The organism is Sphingomonas gei (assembly GCF_004792685.1).
Classification (GTDB): Bacteria; Pseudomonadota; Alphaproteobacteria; order Sphingomonadales; family Sphingomonadaceae; genus Sphingomonas; species Sphingomonas gei.
In genome coordinates this window covers 360,104-378,080 of record NZ_SRXT01000006.1, presented here as the reverse complement: position 1 = coordinate 378,080, position 17,977 = coordinate 360,104, and the positions used below count along the sequence as shown (strand labels likewise).

The following is a 17,977-nucleotide window of genomic DNA, read 5'->3' as shown; positions in this document are numbered from 1 at the left end:
AGGGGAATGCGGGTGGGTGCCGAGTCCCGTAGCGTATCGGCGCGGCACCCACTCAAACCAGTGAAGAGTGATCGAATGGCCACCGCCCAGCCAATGCCGACGCCCGGCGTCGCCGCGCTACCCGTCACCAATCGCGGGCTGCTCACCTTCGGGGTGATGCTGGCGACGATCATGCAGATTCTCGACACCACGATCGCCAATGTCGCGCTGCCGCACATGCAGACGTCGCTCGGAGCGACCGCGGACACCGTCACCTGGGTGCTGACCAGCTATATCGTCGCGTCGGCGATCGCGATTCCGATCACCGGCTGGCTGTCGGACCGGATCGGATCCCGCAATCTCTTCCTGATCTCCACCATCGGCTTCATCATCGCCTCGGCGCTGTGCGGCCTGGCGCAGAATCTCGAGCAGATGGTGCTGTTCCGCCTGCTCCAGGGCGTCTCGGCGGCATTCATGAACCCGCTCAGCCAAACGGTGATGCTCGACATCAACCCGCCCGAGCGCCAGGCCAAGGCGATGTCGATCTGGGGCATGGGGATCATGGTCGGGCCGATCATGGGCCCGGTGATCGGCGGCTGGCTGACCGACAATTTCAATTGGCGATGGGTATTCTACGTCAACCTTCCGCTCGGCGTGATCTGCATCGCGATCCTGTGGTGGCTACTGCCTTCGCGGCCGGTGCGAAAACGACAATTCGACATCTTCGGCTTCTCGATGCTCTCGCTCGGCATCGCCGGGCTTCAGCTGATGCTCGACCGCGGTCAGACCGAGGACTGGTTCCAGTCGAACGAAGTGTGGATCGAGATGCTGGTTTGCGTCATCGCATTCTGGATGTTCACGGTGCACATGTTCACGGCGAAGAACCCGATGTTCGAACGCGATCTGTGGAAGAACCGCAACCTCGTTACCGCGGTGCTGTTCATGCTGGTGATCGGCGTGGTGATGATGGCGACGATGGCGCTGCTCCCGCCGATGCTCCAGACGCTCTACGGCCATTCGGTGTTCGACACCGGGCTGCTGCTGATGCCGCGCGGGCTCGGCGTGGTCTTGACGATGGCATTGTCCGCGCAGTTGATCCAGCGCGGGCTCGATCCGCGCTGGCTGGTCGGCGTGGGCTTCGTGATCGCTGCCTATTCGCTGTGGCAGATGACCGCATGGTCGCTCGAGATGGATTCGACGCCGGTGGTGGTTTCGGGCTTCGTCCAAGGGCTCGGTATGGGGCTGATCTTCATGCCGCTGCAGGGCATGGCCTTCGCCACGCTCCCGCCGAAGTATCGCACCGAGGGCTCAAGCCTGATGAACCTGACGCGCAACATCGGTGCTTCGGTGGGTATCTCGCTGGTGACGACAATGCTATCGCGCAGCATCCAGACCAGCCATGCCGCGCTGGCTCCGCACATCTCGGCACAGACGCTCGACGGGATCGACCCAATCATGCTCCAGGCGCTCGGCGGAATCGGCGAGACCGCCTATGCAATGGCCAATGCCGAGATCAACCGCCAGGCGATGATGATCGGCTATCTCAACGATTTCTGGGGCATGGCGATCGTCACGGCATTGTCGATACCTTTGGTGGTGTTCCTGCGCCGGGCCAAGGGCCCGATCGAGAAGCCCGATGCCTCGGCGGCGGGTCACTAGGAGATCCCCCTCCCTGCAAAGGAGGGGAGTTTCGCCGCTGGAGGTCGGGACATCCGCCCTTGCAATGTAGGATTTCGTCTGCTTGCCTCGAGCGGTCGGCATTGCCGACCCGCTCTTTGACATCGTTCGATCGATCCCCCTGCAAGACCCGAGTCAACGCACATGGCGCGTAGGTGCCGCGTAGGTGCCGCGTAGGTGCCGCGTAGGTGCCGCGTAGGTGCCGCGTAGGTGCCGCGTAGGTGCCGCGTAGGTGCCGCGTAGGTGCCGCGTAGGTGCCGCGTAGGTGCCGCGTTACGGGCGCGAAGCTGCCCGCCGAGTCAACCGCGCCTCGCAATTTATCGTTACAAACTAGATTGTTACCGAATCCGTCGGCTCGCAAAAACCGCCAGCGAGTCAAGCGCCCGCCCCGACGCCTCGAGCAAGCAGTCGTTGGAATTCCTCCCCAGGGTCCACCGGTCACCGCCAGCGCATCCTCGCGCACCGGCATCTGGTGCGCGAAGGAAGCGCCGGTCGAGCGCTGGCAGATCGTGCGGTGCACGCACAGGTTCCCGGCATCGCCTCTACCGTGAGCGTGTAGCGGACGGCACCGCAACGGCACCGCCCGCCCCCACTCCTAGGCCGCCTTCTTCAAATGCCGCCGGCCGAGCAGCTCGGCGATCTGCACGGCGTTGAGCGCCGCGCCCTTGCGGAGGTTGTCGCTCACGCACCACAGGGAAAGGCCGTTCTCGACGGTCGAATCCTCGCGCACGCGGCTGATGAAGGTGGCATATTCGCCGACGCATTCGATCGGCGTGATGTAGCCGCCGTCCTCATGCTTGTCGATCAGCATCACGCCGGGCGCCTCACGCAGGATGGTCTTCGCCTGCGCGGCGGAAATCTCGTTCTCGAACTCGATGTTGATCGCTTCGGAATGGCCGACGAACACCGGCACCCGCACGCACGTCGCCGTCACCTTGATCCTGGGATCGAGGATCTTCTTGGTCTCGACCACCATCTTCCACTCTTCCTTGGTCGAGCCGTCGTCGAGGAAGCTGTCGATATGTGGAATCACGTTGAAGGCGATCTGCTTGGTGAACTTGCTCGGAGTCGCCGGATCGCCGACGAAGATGTTGCGGCTCTGCTCGAACAATTCGTCCATCCCCGCTTTGCCCGCGCCCGAGACCGACTGATAGGTCGCGACGACGACGCGCTTGATCCGCGCCACGTCGTGCAGCGGCTTGAGCGCCACCACCATCTGCGCGGTCGAGCAATTGGGGTTCGCGATGATGTTGCGCCGGGTATAGCCGTCGATCGCCTCGGGGTTCACTTCGGGGACGATCAGCGGCACGTCCGGGTCCATCCGGTAGAGCGACGCATTGTCGATCACCGTGCAGCCCGCTGCGGCAAAGCGCGGGGCGTGCAGCTTCGAGCCTTCAGAACCGATCGCGAACAAGGCCATGTCCCAGCCCGTGGGATCGAAATGCTCGATGTTCTGGACCTTGTACTGCTTTCCGGTCTCGCCGAAATCGACCATGTCGCCTTGGCTGCGCCCGGAGGCGAGTACGGCAAGTTCATCGATCGGAAATTCGCGCTCGGCGAGGATGTTCAGCATTTCGCGTCCGACATTGCCGGTGGCGCCTGCGACCACGACACGGTAGCCCATTTTCGTCCTTCCATCAGGATCGTCGCATTTGGGGCGACGAACGGTTCATTGGTGGTGAATGGTGCGGAATGCCAGTGCATTCCCATTGCTTCGAAGCAAAGCGCTGCTTCGCGCGCCCGACGCTCAGGCGCGTTTGCTAATTCGCGTGGTAGTTCGCGGTTTTCGAAGCATGGGGCGCCCGTAACAGAACGAAAGCTGCGTGGCGAGCGCGATTTGGGATAAAATATGTCGGGCGAGGGTGTCCCTCGCCCGGCCTTTACTTTCCGTCCTTGCGGTTGCCCCGCCAGTATAGCAGCCCCGCGACGATCGCGGCGGAGCCGACACCAACAGCGGCACCGATTCCCAGCTGGCGCGCATTGGGGCCTGCGGCGCGGCGCTGCTTCGCTGCAGCCATTTCGCGCACGATCGCCACGGTTTCATTGTCCGGAGCGTGATCGTGCGGCGGCTCCTCGATCGGATAGGGAGACTGGTTCTGGGCGGGTACAGGCGGCTTCTTGCTCATGATCTTCCTTACTGATGCGCCACGCATCAACGAGCCGCTAATGCGGCGGTTGCGTGGTTGGTTGCAAGCCGTCACAAGCCGGGCATGAATCCGCTATACGCGCAAATGGGCACGACGATCTTCGAGGCGATGTCAGCGCGGGCCCGCGAGACCGGCGCGATCAATCTCGGCCAGGGCTTTGCCGACGGTCGCGGCCCCGAAGCGGTTCTCCAAGCCGCGGCGCACGCGGTGCTCGAGAAATCCAATCAATATCCGCCGATGGCCGGGCTGCCCGAGCTGCGCCACGCGGTCGCCGACCACTATGTCCGCCATCAGGGGCTCGATCTAACGCCTGAGGAAGTGATCGTCACTTCGGGCGCGACCGAGGCGCTCGCCGCCGCATTGTTCGCACTGATCGAGCCCGGGGACGAGGTGCTGCTCTTTCAGCCGCTTTACGATGCCTATGTACCGCTGGTCCGCCAGGCCGGCGGAGTCCCGCGCTTCATCCGGCTCGAGCCGCCGCACTGGCGGATCGACGCTGCGGCGCTGGAAGCAGCGGTCACCCCGCGCACGCGGCTGCTGCTGCTCAACAACCCACTGAACCCAGCGGCGACGATGGCCAGTGCGGAAGATCTGGCGATGCTCGCGGACTTCTGCGTCGCGCACGATCTGGTCGCGATATGCGACGAGGTCTGGGAGCACGTCACTTTCGACGGTGCGCGCCATTTGCCGCTGATCGGCTTTCCCGGCATGCGCGAGCGCACCGTCAAGATCGGCAGCGCCGGCAAGATCTTCGCGCTGACCGGGTTCAAGGTCGGCTGGATGTGCGCCGCGCCGCCGCTCGCCCGCGTCCTCTCCCGCGCGCACCAGTTCCTCACCTTCACCACCCCGCCCAACCTGCAATGGGCGGTGGTCGAGGGGCTCACCACGCAGGACGCCTGGGTGCAGGACGCACGCCACCGCTTCCAGGCCGGCCGCGACCGGCTTTCTGCCGGCCTGTCCGCGGCGGGGCTCGCCGTGCTGCCGAGCACCGCGACTTATTTCCTGTCGGTGGATCTCGCCGCCTCGGGAATCGCACTCGATGATTTGGGCTTCTGCGATCGGCTGATCGATGCCGGCGTAGTCGCGATCCCCGTCTCGGCCTTTTATGCCGAGGCGCCGGTGAATCACGTCGTCCGCTTCTGCTTCGTCAAGGAAGACGCGACGCTCGACGCAGCGATCGCGCGCATCGCCGCAGCCCGCGACACATTCGACCGATAGGCCGCCCTAGCCGACGCTGGCCAGCACGCCGCGCTCGGTGATGTACCCGGTCACCAGCCGCGCCGGGGTGACGTCGAAGGCCGGGTTGGACGCTGGTGAATCGGTGACCTTGATCGTCACGATCCCGTCCGCCGATGGCCCCGTCAGCCGCGTCAGTTCTTCTGGCGAACGTTCCTCGATCGGCACGTCGGCGCCAGTCGGGGTCGCCGGATCGAAAGTCGTGTAAGGCAGCGCGACATAGAAGGGCACATTGTTGTCCGCAGCCGCGAGCGCCTTGAGATAGGTCCCGATCTTGTTGCAAACGTCGCCATTGGCGGTGACTCGGTCGGTTCCGACGATCACCGCGTCGACCTTTCCCTGCATCATCAGCAGCCCGCCGGCATTGTCGGCGATCACGGTGTGCGGCACGCCGTGATTGGCAAGCTCGAACGCCGTGAGCAGCGCGCCCTGGTTGCGCGGCCGCGTCTCGTCGACCCAGACATGGACCGGAATGCCGGCATCGTGCGCGAGATAGATCGGCGCGGTCGCGGTGCCATAGTCCACCGTCGCCAGCCAGCCGGCGTTGCAATGCGTGAGGATGTTGAGCGGGCGATCCGGATTGGCCGCGTGCAGGCTGCGGAGCAGTGCAAGCCCATGCTCGCCGATTGCGCGGCACAGCGACGCGTCTTCGTCGCAGATCGCGTCAGCGCGCGCGAAGGCGGCGTCGGCACGTTGCAGTTCCGGTAGCGTGGCGACGGCAGTACGAACTTGGTCGAGCGCCCAGCGCAGATTGACTGCGGTGGGCCGCGTCGCGAGCAATGCTTGATAGGCGCGCGAAAGGCTCGCATCGTCTGGATCGACCGCCAGCGCCATTGCCAGTCCATAGGCCGCGGTCGCCCCGATCATCGGCGCGCCGCGCGTCCACATCTCGCGGATCGCCGTCGCCGCCGCTTCCGCGCTTCTGAGCTCGACCCAGCGGACTTCCCACGGCAGTAAGCGCTGATCGAGGATGCACACGCCCTCTCCGTCCGCGGTGCGCGTGATCGAGCGGTGGTGCGCGCCTTCGAGGATCATGGCAGCACCTCCGCAAGGCTGCTGACGTCGCCGCCCCCGTCGCGGGCGATCAGCAGCGCATCCATCCCTGAGGTGCGTGCGGCGTCTGTTTCCGCCCGGATGTCCGAGACGAACAGCATCACGGCGGGGGGCAGCCCCAAAGTCGCGGCGATCGTCGCATAGGATTCAACCTCGCGCTTGGGCCCGCTGGTCGTGTCGAAATAGCCCGACAGCAACGGCGTCAGATCCCCCGCCTCCGAATTGCGGAACAGCAGCTTCTGCGCGGCGATCGAGCCCGAAGAATAGAGGTGCACCGGGATCCCCGCCCCCCGCCAGCGTCGCAACGCCTCGGGCGTGTCGGGATAGACATGGCCCTTGAGCGTTCCATCGGCATAGCCCTGCGCCCAGATCATCCCCTGCAGCGTCTTGAGCGGAGTGGCCTTACGATCCTCGTCGATCCACTGGAGCAGCGTCGCCAGGGGATCATCGCCGGGGACTTCGGCGAGAATCGGGGCCACGGCGTCCGGATGCGCCGCGACGAAATCTCGCAGATGTGTCCGCGCATACGGAAACAGCACCTCTGCGACGAAAGCGATGCTGCTCGTCGTCCCCTCGATATCGAGGAGAATCGCCTGCGGTACGTTCACGCCGGCTGGTGCCGCGGAAAGCGATCGGCGATTGCATCGCCGGTAAAGTCCGCCACCCAACCCGCTGGATCGATGAACAGCCGGATCGCAGTGAAGCGCGGGCTCGGGCCCATGTCGAACCAGTGCCGCATCCCTGCGGGCACCGAGATCAGGTCGCCTTCCCGGCACAGCACCGCATAGACCTGGTCCTCGTCGCGCAGGGTGAACAGCCCTTCCCCTTCGACGAAGAAGCGCACTTCGTCCTCCGAATGGCGATGCTCGGAAAGGAACTTGGTGCGCAGCGCCGCGCGCTCAGGATGGTCTGGCGTCATCCGGATCACATCGACCGTGCGATAGCCGTTCTCCGCCTTGAGTCGTTCAACTTCGGGCGCAAATGCGGCCAGCACCGTCGGTTGATCGGCTTCGGCCGGCAGCGACCGCGCCGGCCATTGCTCGAAGCGCACCCCGATGGCGCCAAGCGCTTGGGCAATCTGCGCCGGATCCTCGGTCTCCAGCAGAGGTTGGCCATCGGACGTGTAAGTGGTCAGCCGGGTCATCGCGCCAAGGCCCCTCTAAAATTCTGTTCGGCGAGCTCCGCGGCGATCAACCATTCGGTCGCTTCGAGCACGCGCTCGGCTTCGTCGATGTCCTTGCCCCAGGCATATAGCCCATGGCTCCGGATGAGATAGGCCGGAGCCGTGCCCGGCTCCGTGAGCGCCGGATGCACCGCCGCCTCGATCGCCGCCATGTCCTGGCTGTTTTCGACGATCGGCAATCGCATCTCGCCTTCGTGCGATGCCACCCCGGGAAACGCCTTGAGCATCTCGTGCCCGCGAAACACCCATTCGCCCGCGCTCGCCGCGCGGCTGAGGCCGACGGCCTGTGGCGAATGGCCGTGGAGAACCGCCCCGGCGTCGGGAAAAAGCCGATAGATCGCAAGGTGCAGCGCGGTCTCGGCCGAAGGCCTGCCGGGCGTCAGCCCCTGCCCCGCCGCATCGACTCGCATGATGCCGTTGGGTTTCAAGCGCCCCTTGTGGGTGCCCGACACGGTGATGGCGAAACTGCCATCGTCGAGCCGTGCCGAATAGTTGCCCGATGTCGCCGGCGCCCAGCCGCGTGTGTCGAACCTTCGGCCCAGTTCGATCAGCGCCGGCACGGCCTCGGCAAGGGGGATTCCGCTCATGCCGCCTCTCTAGCGTACGACTGTGACGGATTGCAGAAGGATTTGCTTTAGCGCGAGCCGCGGGTGACTAACGCTTCACCGGGCCCGGCAACCCATGAAGCCGGCCGCTGGCCGGCAGGTGGATCGCCGCCCATCGTCAGGACCTCATAGGGGCCGCCGACCAGATCGCGCGTCTCCGCGGCGAGCCGCGGCGCGGGCGGCGTGTAACTGGTCACCGAGGTGCGCAGGCTCCCGATGTCCGCCATGAGCACGGGCTCCAACGGAAGGTAGAGCGGCGCATCGGTGATATCGTCGACCACCAGGACGGTCCCGCCCATCGCGGTCAGCTCGAACAATTGGCGCGCAAATGCCTTGGGGAGCCGGATGCAGCCATGCGAGGCGGGATAGCCCGGCAATATGCCGGCGTGGAGCGCGACGCCGCCCCAGGTGAGCCGCTGCATATAGGGCATCGGCGCGTTGCTGTAGAGGTTGGAGCGGTGGAACACCTTCTTTTCGAGAATGGTGAACTCCCCCAGCGGCGTCTCATAGCCCGGGGACCCGGTCGAAACCGTGGTAACCCCGGCGAGCCGGTTGCCCCGATATACCAGGGCCTGCTGTTGCCGGATCGCAACGACGACCCGGATCGGGGCGCTGGCGCCGCTACTGGCCTTCACCATTTCGGGTGCTTCGAACCAGATCGACTGGCCGGGCCCGAGTTGTGGAATTGCGGGCTGATCCGCCGCGAGCGTACCAGCACTGGCCGTTGCGACAGGCACGAGCGCCAGTACCGCCACTACGAACAGCGCACGCGCGGATTGCATCATCGTCGTTTCCTCAAGCCGCGGGAGGCGCCCGCATCCTTCTTAAACATTGTTAACCCATTTCGGTGCCAACGGCGAATCACGCGTCCCGCATGCTGGCCGCGCTAAGGTTTTGTTCCAGAACTGCTGCGGAACTCGGTGAAATGGGTAGCGATTGCGGTGAGTTGCCCGGCAAAGGCCCGGTCTTCACCCCATATCAAGGCTAAGCCTGATACAAAGACCGGGCATAATAGCGGGTAGCGGGTAACCAGTGACGAAAAATCTCGATTCGGCGCATACGCGCCGTGCGCTGATGCGGTCGGCGCTTGTGATGGCTAGCGGTGCGGTGGTTTCCGCCTGCGCCACGCGAACCTTGAAGCTGGCGAGCGCGCCGGCGCCGATCGTCCCCTTGCCGGCACCGATCCCGTTGGCACCGCGGCCGGTAAAGGCTGCGGCGAAGGTGCCCGGCAACATCCGTCCCGAACTGTTCAAGCGCGCGGTCGCCGCGCTGGACCGGCACTCGATCCGCGTGCAGTCGCACGATCGCATCGCCATCGCCGATTTCGCAACGCCGTCCTCGCGGCCACGTTTTCACATCGTCAACCTCGGCAGCGGCGAAGTGCAGAGCTTCCTCGTCGCGCACGGCGTGGGTTCGGATCCCGAGCACACCGGGCTGCTCCACAGCTTCTCGAACGTCGTGAATTCGGAAGCGACCAGCGAGGGCGCCTTTCTCACCGCCGATTATTATGTCGGCAAACACGGCGATTCGCAGCGCCTGCTCGGGCTCGACCCGACCAACAATAACGCCTTGGATCGCGCGATCGTCGTCCACTCGGCCTGGTATTCGAACGCCGACATGATCGCTAAGCACGGCAAGCTCGGCCGCAGCCAGGGCTGCTTCGCGGTGGGCGAGAACGAACTCGCCAAGGTGTTCGAGCGGCTCGGGCCCGGCCGGATGATCTACTCCGCCAAGGTCTGATTGCGCGACGTCCTCAGACCAAAGCTACGAGCAACCGTCTGTGCTTGCCGCGCCGGGTTGGCTAACCCCCCGCCGCCGACTACGACCCTTTCATGATCGAAACGCTTTCGCCGGCCCTCCCGCTTGAGGCAAACGTCATTGCGACCGAGCGGGTCGTGCGCTTCGACCCGGAAATGCGTTCGGAGTCGCTTTGATGGCCAAGACTCATCCCTTTTTCTCGCTTCATCGCCAGGGAATGATCCGTGCGGGGGTGTGCACGCCCTCAGTGGTCGTCGGCGATCCCGCCGCCAACGCCGCCGCGACGATCGCGTTGGCGCAGCAAGGCGACGCCGAGGGCGCAGATCTGCTCGTCTTTCCCGAGCTCAACGTCACGACCTATGCGATCGACGACCTCCATCTGCAGGAGGCCATCCTCGACGCAACCGAAGCCGGCATCGCCGCGATCGTTGCGGCGAGCGCGAAGCTCACGCCGGTCCTGCTGGTCGGCGCGGCGCTGCGCCGCAACGGCCGGCTTTACAATTGCGCGGTTGCGATCGCGCGCGGCCGCATTCTCGGCGTGGTGCCCAAGCAGTTCCTGCCCAATTATCGCGAATATTACGAGAAGCGCTGGTTCGCCTCGGGACTGGGGCTCACTGGTCTCGACATCACCGTCGCCGGCCAATCCGCGCCTTTCGGGCCCGACCTCATCTTCGCCGCTTCGGACCTCGAGGACTTCGTCTTCCACATCGAGATATGCGAGGATTATTGGGCGCCCACTCCGCCTTCGACCGACGGCGCGCTGGCGGGCGCGCTGGTGCTGTGCAACCTCTCGGCCTCGAACATCGTCATCGGCAAGGGCCGCGAGCGCGAATTGCTCTGCGCGTCGCAGGCCGCGCGAACGCTCTCCGCCTATCTGTACTCGGCCTCGGGCCCCGGCGAGAGCACCACCGATCTCGCCTGGGACGGCCAGGGGCTGATCTATGAGTTCGGCGAATTGCTCGCCCGCTCCGAACGCTTCGAACTGACCACGGAAGTGGTCTGCGCCGATGTCGATCTCGAGCGGCTCCGGCTCGAGCGCATGCGCAACGGCACGTTCAACGACAGCGCCCGCTACGCCAATCATCCCGAGACGCGCTTTCGCCGCATCGGCTTCGAGCACCAGCCCGACATGGCCGACCGCGGGCTGCTTCGCCCCCTGCGTCGCTTTCCGTTCGTCCCCAACACGCCGGCACGGCTCGAGGAGGATTGCTACGAAGCGTTCAACATCCAGGTCGAGGGGCTACGCAAACGGCTCGAGTCCACCGGCAGCAAGCATCTCGTCATCGGCATTTCGGGTGGGCTCGATTCCACCCACGCGCTGATCGTCGCATGCAAGGCGATGGATCGCCTCGGCCGGCCGCGTTCGGACATTCTCGGCTTCACCATGCCCGGCTTCGCGACCAGCGATGCGACCAAGGCCAACGCCTGGGCGCTGATGCGCGCGCTCGGCATCACCGGCGAGGAGATCGACATCCGGCCCAGCGCGCGGCAGATGCTCGGCGATCTCGGCCATCCCTTTGCCGAGGGCCAGCCGGTCTACGACGTGACGTTCGAGAACGTCCAGGCGGGCCTGCGTACCGACTATCTCTTCCGCCTCGCCAACCAGCGCCAGGGCTTCGTCGTCGGTACCGGCGACCTGTCCGAGCTCGCGCTCGGCTGGTGCACCTATGGCGTCGGCGATCACATGAGTCACTACAATGTCAATTCGGGCGTCCCGAAGACGCTGATGCAATATCTGATCCGCTGGACGGTGCGCAGCGGCCAGTTCACCGGCGAGGCCGCGCGCGTCCTGACGTCGATCCTCGACACCGAGATTTCGCCCGAGCTCGTCCCAGCCGACGCGGCGGGCAATATCCAGAGCACGCAGGACCGCATCGGCCCGTACGAACTCCACGACTTCTTCCTGCACTACACCGTCCGGCACGGCCTGCGGCCGTCGAAGATCGCTTTCCTGGCGTGGCACGCCTGGCGCGATCGCAGCGCAGGCTTGTGGCCGATCGATTTTCCGGCGGCGGAGCGCAATGAATACGATCTCGAGACCATCGCCAAGTGGCTGGAGGAGTTTCTGTTCCGCTTCTTTCAGACCAGCCAGTTCAAGCGCTCGGCGCTGCCCAATGGTCCCAAGGTCTCGGCCGGCGGCGCGCTCAGCCCGCGCGGCGACTGGCGTGCGCCCTCGGACAGCGTCGCGACGACGTGGATCGAAGAGCTGCGCCGCGCGCTGCCCTAGCGGCGAAGCAGCCCGGCCACCTTTCGAAGCAATTCCTGCGCCTCGAACGGTTTCCACAACACCGCCACACTCGCGCCAGTAACCGCATTGAGCTTGTCGGTGTCGGCAAAGCCAGTGACGATGACGACCGGCAGATCGGGGTGATCCCCTCGCATTTGCTGGACGACCTCGGCGCCGGTCATCCCCGGCATGGCGAAATCGACCACGAGCAGATCAGGGCGGGCGCTGCGGACGAGCTCGATGCCGGCCCTGCCGTCAGATGCCTGACAGACTGTCGCGCCAGCCGAGGTCAGCGTATCCGCAAGCGAGCCGCGAACCTGGGCATCGTCGTCGACGAGGGCGATGGTGCAGCCCGATAGATCGACGCGCACGTCTGAGCGCGCATCGTCGCCGACAATCCGGCGCGGCTGGCCGGCCGCGACGCGCAAGAACAACGTGATCGCCGTGCCCTGCCCTTCCTCGCTTTCGATCGCCAGTGATCCGCCCGACTGTCGTGCCACGCCGAGCGCCATTGACAGGCCCATGCCAGTGCCTTTCCCCACGCCCTTGGTGGTGAAGAAGGGCTCGGTCGCGCGCGCGCGTACTTCGGGCGACATGCCGGTTCCGGTATCCGTCAAACTGAGCGCGACATAGTCGCCCGCGGGAAGATCAGGCGCCACGCCGCCGCTGCGATGCTCGGCGGCAATCGTGAGCATCCCGCCTTGAGGCATGGCATCCCGCGCGTTGAACGCGAGGTTGAGCAGCGCCAGCTCGAGCTGGAGCGCGTCCACTTCGACATTGAGCCCGGGATCGATCCGCTCGACGCGTACCTGACCAAGCGGCGCGACTGCACGCTCGATGAGGTCCTTCACGCCGCCGAGCAGCTCGACGAGCCGTACCGAATCGAGTTCGACACCTTGCTTGCTCGAGAAAGCGAGAAGCTGGCCCGTCAGCGTCCGGCCCCGTTCGACCGCATTGAGCGCGCTGGCGCTCCACCCCACGACGCGATCGATATCGTCGGGCTTGCGCGCAATCAGTTCGAGATTTCCGGCGACCGCCTGCAGGAGGTTGTTGAAATCGTGCGCGATCCCCCCGGTCAGCTGGCCCACCGCCTCCAGCTTTTGCGACTGGACCAATGCAGCTTCCAGGTCGCGCCGCCGCGCCATCTGCTCACGCAACTGGGCGAGCGCCGCGTCGCGCTCCTCGATCGTGGCTTCGAGTTTGGAATTTGCGGCGGTGAGCTGGGCGCGCGAGGGCATCGAGAGCATTTTCGAGACGAGAGGCCATAAGGCAGCTGCGGTCGCGATCGACGCGGCAGCGGTCAACGCCTTGATCGTGACCTGCACGCCGTAGACTGGATACCACAAGGTCACGATGCTCATCAGGTGATTAAGCCCGTCCGCGGTCAGGAAGAGCGCGAAGCACCAGAATATCCAGCTGAAGGCGAAATCGCGGCGGCGCTGGATCAGCAACGCCAAGCCCAGCGCGATCGAAAAATAGGCGATCGCGAGGACCGCGTCGGTGGCGACGTTCGCCCATAGCAGACCGGGACGCCAAGCCATCGACGCGCCATGCGGCACGTAGGCGCCGTTCGACAACGCAGCCAAAAGGCTAAGCATTCAAACTCCTAACCTGCGATCTGGAGCCGCGGAAACAGCTCGGTATAGGCGTTTCGAGCGCCCCGCCCACCTAAGGGAAATGCCCGAGGATGCAGGTATCATAACGGTAACGACCGGCGCTCCGCAGCGCTTTGGCGGGCCAGTTCGATGATCCGCAACACGCCCAGCGCGTCAGTCGGCGACACCGGCGGCGGGCGCCGCTCCGCCACCGCTTGCGCGACGCCCGAATAGAAGCGGCGATAGTCCCCCCGTTCCGACGGGACCGGTCGTCTCGTTCCGTCGCTCGCGATCAGCACGCCGTGCTGCGCCGGTTCCTCGACACCACTGCCGCGATCGTCGGCGCGCATCCCGGCGCGGAGCTGTGCCTCCTGCGGATCGAGGCCGTGCTTGACGAAGCTCGCCAGCGTGCCATGGACGGCAAAGCGCGGCCGCGGGGCGGGAACAATCGAAGCGGAGGAGAGCACGGCGCGCATGCGGCCGTAATGCAGCGTCAGCTCGAAATAGTCGTCGACCAGCGAACCCTGGCGCTGGGCGATGAGGTCTCCCGTCACCCATTCGGGGGGTCCGAACAGCGCGAGCGCCTGGTCGATCAAATGCGGCCCCAGGTCGATCAGATTGCCCCCGCCCGGACCCGCATCTTCATGCCAATTGCCGCGCAGCCCGGGACGGAAGCGATCCCACCGCGCTTCATAAAGCGTTATGTCTCCGAGGCTTCCCTGATCGAGCAGGGTTCGCAGGGTGAGGAAGTCACTGTCCCAGCGGCGGTTGTGGAAGACGCTCAATACCTTGCCCTGCGCCTCGGCCAGGGCAGTCAGCGCCTCGGCCTCGGCCACCGTGTTGGCGAAGGGCTTGTCGACCACGACATGCTTGCCCGCCTCGAGCGCCGCCTTGGCGAGGGAGAAGTGCGTGTCGTTGGGAGTCGAGACGACGACCAGTTCGATGGTCGGGTCGGCGAGCAATGTCGCGACATCGGGCACCACCTGCACCTGCGGGTAGCGTTCGTGCACCAAGGCGGCGCGCGAGGTGACGATCGCGGCGAGTTCCAGTTCGGGGACGGCGTCGATCAGCGGGGCGTGAAAAGCCATGCCGCCGAGGCCGTAGCCGATCAGTCCGGTGCGGATCATGGGGGTCCTTTAGGCGGTTATGCAATTCAGGCGGGCATAGAGAAAACGCGGAACATGTTAACGCCGAAGTTGACACCGCCCGTACCCATGTTTGCGCACTTCTCCACCAAAAGCGGAACAAGTGCAAAACGGCTAGATCGCGTATGTTCCGCGTTGCGGACGGGAAAGCATCGCATTGGCCTCGTCGTCGCCAACGAAGCGCTCGGCTTTGGGATCCCATTTCAACCGCCGCCCGGTCTTCATCGCGGTCCAGTGAAGCAGGCAGGTCGAGCAAGCGCGGTGACCGATCTCGGCCGGCGCGCTCACCGGCACGCCGGTCAGGATCGCGTCGAGCCAGTTGCGGTGCTGCTCGGGGACCTTGAGCAGATGCACTTCATTGGGACCGATAACGCTGGTGAGGATCTTCGGATCGCTCGCCTGAAGCGAGTCGATCTGGGGGCCGCCCGGGTCCGAAGGGGTGACGGCGCCGCTGCGCGTGACGAAGATCCAGCCCTTGTCGCCGATGAACTTCACGCCGTTGGGCAAGGCGCCCGACACGGTCATCGTCACGCCATTGGCGTAGCGTGCGTGGGTCTCGAAAGCGCCGTGGACGTTCCACAGGCCGCTCTTGGGGAATTCGGCCTTGCCCCAAATCTCGACCGGGCCCGAATGTTCCATGTCCATCCCCCAATGCGCGGTATCGATATGGTGCGAGCCCCAGCCGGTGATCATGCCCGCGCCGAATTGCTCGACGCGCAACCAGCCGGGGCGGTTCTCGAACGAGTCCTGCCGGTGGACCCCGATCTCGGTATAGGGAATTTCGGGAGTGGTGCCGAGCCAGGCGTCGTAATTGAGGTTGCGCGGCACCGGCATCGGCGGCGCCTCCGGGCCCGACGGGTCGCCCGGCAGGCCGACCTCGACACGGCGGAGCGCGCCGACGCGGCCGTTGCGGACCAATTCGCAGGCGCGGTGGAATTGCGGCCAGGGGTCCTGCCCGCGCTGCTGCGAGCCGATCTGGACGACGCGCCCGCTCGCCTTGACCGCATCGGCCATCGCGCGGCCTTCGGCGATGGTGAGCGCAGCGGGCTTCTGCAGATAGACATGCTTGCCGGCGCGCACCGCGTGCACCGCCTGCGGGGCGTGCTGGTGATCGGGCGTCGAGATCAGGACCGCGTCGATCTCCTTGTTGGCGAGCAATTCGCGATAGTCATGGTACATCCGCGTGCCCGAATAGGGCTTGCCGGTGCTGGCGGCATAGCGCGCGTCGACCAGTTCCTTGCCCGCGCCGAGACGGATCGTGTCGACGTCGCACACCGCGACGATCTGCGCGTCCTTGTGCTTGTGGATTTCCTTCATGTCATGGCCGCGCGAGATGCGGCCAACGCCGATTGCGCCGATCACGACTCGGTTCGAAGGGGCGTTCCGGCCGAACACGCTGGCGGGGACGATCGTCGGCGCGGTGAGCGCGGCGGCGGTCTTCAGGATGTTGCGGCGGGTGGTTGGCTGGGCCATCGTCTCTCTCCTATTTTTCCTCCCTCGCGAAGCGGGGGAGGTGGCGCTGAAGGCGACGGAGGGGGCCTCTCCGCAGATGCGTGGCGCGCGGCCAAGCCCCCTCCACCACTTCGTGGTCCCCCTCCCCCGCTTCGCGAGGGAGGATTTGTCAGCCGATCACCGGCCGCGTCGCGTTCTTCTGCGCGGTCAGCACCAGTTCGGCGGCGAGCAGTGCCTGGGCCTGATCCTGCGCGATCGACGAGCGTTCGACCACGTCGGTGACGAATTGCGGGCCGAACGGCAGCGGCACCTTCGAACAGTCGATGTAGCGCACGCCCTTTTTGTCAGTGAGGAACAGGTGATTGCCGCCCGGCCGTCCGGCGACGTCGACATATTTGCGCAGTTCGATAGAACCTTCGGTGCCGACGAGGAACAGCCGGCCATCGCCCCAGGTCGGCAGCCCGTCGGGGGTGAACCAGTCGACGCGGATATAGCCTGTCCCCCCGTTGCCGGTGGCGATCATGTCGCCGAAATCCTCGAACTTCGGCCTGTCGGGCCAGTGGAGGTTGCCGGTCTGCGAGGCGACGACCTGCGCCGAAGTCGAGCCGGTGTAGAACAGGAACTGATCGGCCTGATGACTGCCGATATCGGTGAGGATGCCGCCATATCGGGCCTTGTCCCAGAACCAGTCCGGACGGCTCGGCGCACTGACCCGGTGTGGGGCGAGGTTGACCGTCTGGATCACCTTGCCAATCGCGCCCTGCGCAACGAGTTCGCCAGCATGGACCGCGGCGCGGACCTCGAGCCGCTCGGAATACATGATCGCGAACTTGCGCCCCGTCTCCTTCACTGCGCGGCGGACCTGGGCGAGCTGTTCGAGGCTGGTGATCGCGGGCTTGTCGCCGAGATAATCCTTGCCGGCGCGCATCGCACGGATGCCGAGCGGCGCGCGCAGATCGGGGATCGGCGCGCCGATGATCAGCTGGATACGCTTGTCGCCGAGTATCGCATCCTCGCTCCTGGCGAGCTGGACGCCATTGCCGTAGCGCCTGGCAAAGGTCTCGATCTGTTTGGGGTCGGTGGCGAAGAAGGCCACGGGGGTGCCACCGCCGCGGATCATCGCGTCGGTCATGCCGTAGATGTGCGCGTGATCCAGCCCGATCACCCCGAACTGGATGCGGTGCTTCGCGGTCGGCTCGGGACCAGCGGGCGCGGCATCGGCGGCGACGGCGTTACCCTGGTTCTGCGACTGCGCGGCGAGCAACTCGGGCGGTATCGCGGCGGTGATTCCGGCCAGTCCGGCGCCGGTGAGCATCGTGCGACGGTGCATGGCGGTCTCCTCAGTTCGCCGGGGTCGCGGCGGTCTTCCAGTTGATCACGTGATAGGTCGCCGGCGTGGCGCCCACGTTGCGCAGCGCATGCGGCGAATTCGACGCGTTGAAGATCACCGACCCCGGGCCGAGCCGCTTCCAGCTGCCGCCGCTCAGCGTTTCGACGGTGCCCTCGCGGACGACGATCAGCTCCTCATTGGGGTGCTGGTGCGGCGGGTGCGAGGCCAGGCCGGGATTGAGCGTGGTGACGTGCATCTCGAGCTCGTCGAGCGTCGCGGTCGGCTGGCGGACAAGGTTGCGGATCGCGCCGACATCGGTGACCTTCGCCTCCATCCTGGCCCAGTCGAACACGGCTGGGCCGAGCTTTGCGGGTGCGGATTGCGCGGCCGCGGCGACTGCCCAGCCCGATAGCGCCGCCATGCTCGCAATGATGGCGTCCCTCGGCGTGATCTTCATTCTTCGCTCTCCCATCGCGTGCACCTGCCGAAGCAGACCCCCGGAGCTACAGGCCGGTTCGCCTGCGACCCTTTGCCCCCGCTTTCGCAGGCGCACGACTCCGGTGATGGTCAGCCTACCGAATATCGACGGC

General features: G+C 65.6%; 16 protein-coding genes. 4 read left to right on the top strand and 12 right to left on the bottom strand.

Annotation, left to right across the window (positions count from 1 at the left end; all coding sequences use genetic code 11):
• Positions 1–75: 75 nt before the first annotated feature.
• On the top strand, positions 76–1,638 hold the full coding sequence (locus E5A73_RS16830) for a DHA2 family efflux MFS transporter permease subunit (RefSeq protein WP_135964993.1): 1,563 nt from the start codon (positions 76–78) through the stop codon (positions 1,636–1,638).
• Between the two features lie 613 nt (positions 1,639–2,251).
• On the opposite strand, the gene E5A73_RS16825 is transcribed toward E5A73_RS16830, so the two are convergent.
• Positions 2,252–3,280 (bottom strand): aspartate-semialdehyde dehydrogenase, encoded by a 1,029-nt coding sequence (locus E5A73_RS16825; protein ID WP_135964992.1) that lies wholly within the window; start codon positions 3,278–3,280, stop codon positions 2,252–2,254.
• 256 nt (positions 3,281–3,536) lie between these two features.
• On the bottom strand, positions 3,537–3,782 hold the full coding sequence (locus tag E5A73_RS16820) for a hypothetical protein (RefSeq protein ID WP_135964991.1): 246 nt from the start codon (positions 3,780–3,782) through the stop codon (positions 3,537–3,539).
• 84 nt (positions 3,783–3,866) lie between these two features.
• On the opposite strand from E5A73_RS16820, the gene E5A73_RS16815 reads away from it, so the two are divergent.
• Positions 3,867–5,021 (top strand): aminotransferase, encoded by a 1,155-nt coding sequence (locus E5A73_RS16815; protein WP_135964990.1) that lies wholly within the window; start codon positions 3,867–3,869, stop codon positions 5,019–5,021.
• 6 nt (positions 5,022–5,027) lie between these two features.
• Here the strand turns inward: E5A73_RS16815 and mtnA are convergent, their stop codons facing one another.
• The 5 genes from mtnA to E5A73_RS16790 are packed head-to-tail and all read right to left on the bottom strand — an operon-like array spanning position 5,028 to position 8,665.
• Positions 5,028–6,074, bottom strand: coding sequence for an S-methyl-5-thioribose-1-phosphate isomerase (mtnA, locus tag E5A73_RS16810; RefSeq protein ID WP_135964989.1), 1,047 nt, complete (start codon positions 6,072–6,074; stop codon positions 5,028–5,030).
• Positions 6,071–6,700 carry an acireductone synthase gene (gene mtnC / locus E5A73_RS16805; RefSeq protein WP_135964988.1) on the bottom strand — a complete coding sequence of 210 codons (630 nt, stop codon included), beginning with the start codon at positions 6,698–6,700 and terminating at the stop codon, positions 6,071–6,073. Before mtnC ends, mtnA begins: the two co-directional genes overlap by 4 nt.
• Positions 6,697–7,236 (bottom strand): 1,2-dihydroxy-3-keto-5-methylthiopentene dioxygenase, encoded by a 540-nt coding sequence (locus E5A73_RS16800; RefSeq protein WP_135964987.1) that lies wholly within the window; start codon positions 7,234–7,236, stop codon positions 6,697–6,699. The genes mtnC and E5A73_RS16800 overlap by 4 nt, the downstream gene beginning before the upstream one ends.
• Positions 7,233–7,862 (bottom strand): methylthioribulose 1-phosphate dehydratase, encoded by a 630-nt coding sequence (mtnB, locus tag E5A73_RS16795; RefSeq protein WP_135964986.1) that lies wholly within the window; start codon positions 7,860–7,862, stop codon positions 7,233–7,235. The genes E5A73_RS16800 and mtnB overlap by 4 nt, the downstream gene beginning before the upstream one ends.
• A gap of 47 nt (positions 7,863–7,909) precedes the next feature.
• Positions 7,910–8,665 carry a L,D-transpeptidase family protein gene (locus tag E5A73_RS16790; protein WP_240700231.1) on the bottom strand — a complete coding sequence of 252 codons (756 nt, stop codon included), beginning with the start codon at positions 8,663–8,665 and terminating at the stop codon, positions 7,910–7,912.
• 289 nt (positions 8,666–8,954) lie between these two features.
• On the opposite strand from E5A73_RS16790, the gene E5A73_RS16785 reads away from it, so the two are divergent.
• Together E5A73_RS16785 and E5A73_RS16780 are read left to right on the top strand one after the other, a co-directional pair.
• Complete coding sequence (locus tag E5A73_RS16785) at positions 8,955–9,620, top strand: murein L,D-transpeptidase catalytic domain family protein (RefSeq protein WP_240700230.1); 666 nt, start codon at positions 8,955–8,957, stop codon at positions 9,618–9,620.
• Positions 9,621–9,813: 193 nt separating this feature from the next.
• Positions 9,814–11,865, top strand: coding sequence for an NAD(+) synthase (locus tag E5A73_RS16780; RefSeq protein WP_135964984.1), 2,052 nt, complete (start codon positions 9,814–9,816; stop codon positions 11,863–11,865).
• On the opposite strand, the gene E5A73_RS16775 is transcribed toward E5A73_RS16780, so the two are convergent.
• From E5A73_RS16775 to E5A73_RS16755, 5 genes are all read right to left on the bottom strand, one after another.
• A complete protein-coding gene (locus E5A73_RS16775; RefSeq protein WP_135964983.1) occupies positions 11,862–13,463 on the bottom strand; it encodes a response regulator in 1,602 nt (533 codons plus the stop codon). The genes E5A73_RS16780 and E5A73_RS16775 overlap by 4 nt on opposite strands.
• A gap of 98 nt (positions 13,464–13,561) precedes the next feature.
• Positions 13,562–14,587, bottom strand: coding sequence for an oxidoreductase (locus E5A73_RS16770; protein ID WP_135964982.1), 1,026 nt, complete (start codon positions 14,585–14,587; stop codon positions 13,562–13,564).
• Positions 14,588–14,719: 132 nt separating this feature from the next.
• The gene (locus E5A73_RS16765) at positions 14,720–16,078 is read right to left on the bottom strand and encodes a Gfo/Idh/MocA family protein (protein ID WP_135964981.1); all 1,359 of its coding nucleotides are present in this window, start codon (positions 16,076–16,078) and stop codon (positions 14,720–14,722) included.
• A gap of 148 nt (positions 16,079–16,226) precedes the next feature.
• On the bottom strand, positions 16,227–17,387 hold the full coding sequence (locus E5A73_RS16760; protein WP_135964980.1) for a Gfo/Idh/MocA family protein: 1,161 nt from the start codon (positions 17,385–17,387) through the stop codon (positions 16,227–16,229).
• Between the two features lie 10 nt (positions 17,388–17,397).
• Positions 17,398–17,844 (bottom strand): cupin domain-containing protein, encoded by a 447-nt coding sequence (locus tag E5A73_RS16755; RefSeq protein ID WP_135964979.1) that lies wholly within the window; start codon positions 17,842–17,844, stop codon positions 17,398–17,400.
• Positions 17,845–17,977 lie beyond the last annotated feature (133 nt).

Bases quoted from the DNA above. Each gene is read 5' to 3' on its own strand.
- E5A73_RS16815 (WP_135964990.1), top strand. From the start codon at position 3,867: ATGAATCCGCTATACGCGCAAATGGGCACGACGATCTTCGAGGCGATG.
- E5A73_RS16780 (WP_135964984.1), top strand. From the start codon at position 9,814: ATGGCCAAGACTCATCCCTTTTTCTCGCTTCATCGCCAGGGAATGATC.
- E5A73_RS16760 (WP_135964980.1), bottom strand. From the start codon at position 17,387: ATGCACCGTCGCACGATGCTCACCGGCGCCGGACTGGCCGGAATCACC.
- E5A73_RS16755 (WP_135964979.1), bottom strand. From the start codon at position 17,844: ATGAAGATCACGCCGAGGGACGCCATCATTGCGAGCATGGCGGCGCTA.
- E5A73_RS16775 (WP_135964983.1), bottom strand. From the start codon at position 13,463: ATGCTTAGCCTTTTGGCTGCGTTGTCGAACGGCGCCTACGTGCCGCAT.
- mtnB (WP_135964986.1), bottom strand. From the start codon at position 7,862: ATGAGCGGAATCCCCCTTGCCGAGGCCGTGCCGGCGCTGATCGAACTG.
- E5A73_RS16765 (WP_135964981.1), bottom strand. From the start codon at position 16,078: ATGGCCCAGCCAACCACCCGCCGCAACATCCTGAAGACCGCCGCCGCG.
- E5A73_RS16770 (WP_135964982.1), bottom strand. From the start codon at position 14,587: ATGATCCGCACCGGACTGATCGGCTACGGCCTCGGCGGCATGGCTTTT.
- mtnA (WP_135964989.1), bottom strand. From the start codon at position 6,074: ATGATCCTCGAAGGCGCGCACCACCGCTCGATCACGCGCACCGCGGAC.
- E5A73_RS16800 (WP_135964987.1), bottom strand. From the start codon at position 7,236: ATGACCCGGCTGACCACTTACACGTCCGATGGCCAACCTCTGCTGGAG.
- E5A73_RS16825 (WP_135964992.1), bottom strand. From the start codon at position 3,280: ATGGGCTACCGTGTCGTGGTCGCAGGCGCCACCGGCAATGTCGGACGC.
- E5A73_RS16790 (WP_240700231.1), bottom strand. From the start codon at position 8,665: ATGATGCAATCCGCGCGTGCGCTGTTCGTAGTGGCGGTACTGGCGCTC.
- E5A73_RS16785 (WP_240700230.1), top strand. From the start codon at position 8,955: ATGCGGTCGGCGCTTGTGATGGCTAGCGGTGCGGTGGTTTCCGCCTGC.
- E5A73_RS16830 (WP_135964993.1), top strand. From the start codon at position 76: ATGGCCACCGCCCAGCCAATGCCGACGCCCGGCGTCGCCGCGCTACCC.
- E5A73_RS16820 (WP_135964991.1), bottom strand. From the start codon at position 3,782: ATGAGCAAGAAGCCGCCTGTACCCGCCCAGAACCAGTCTCCCTATCCG.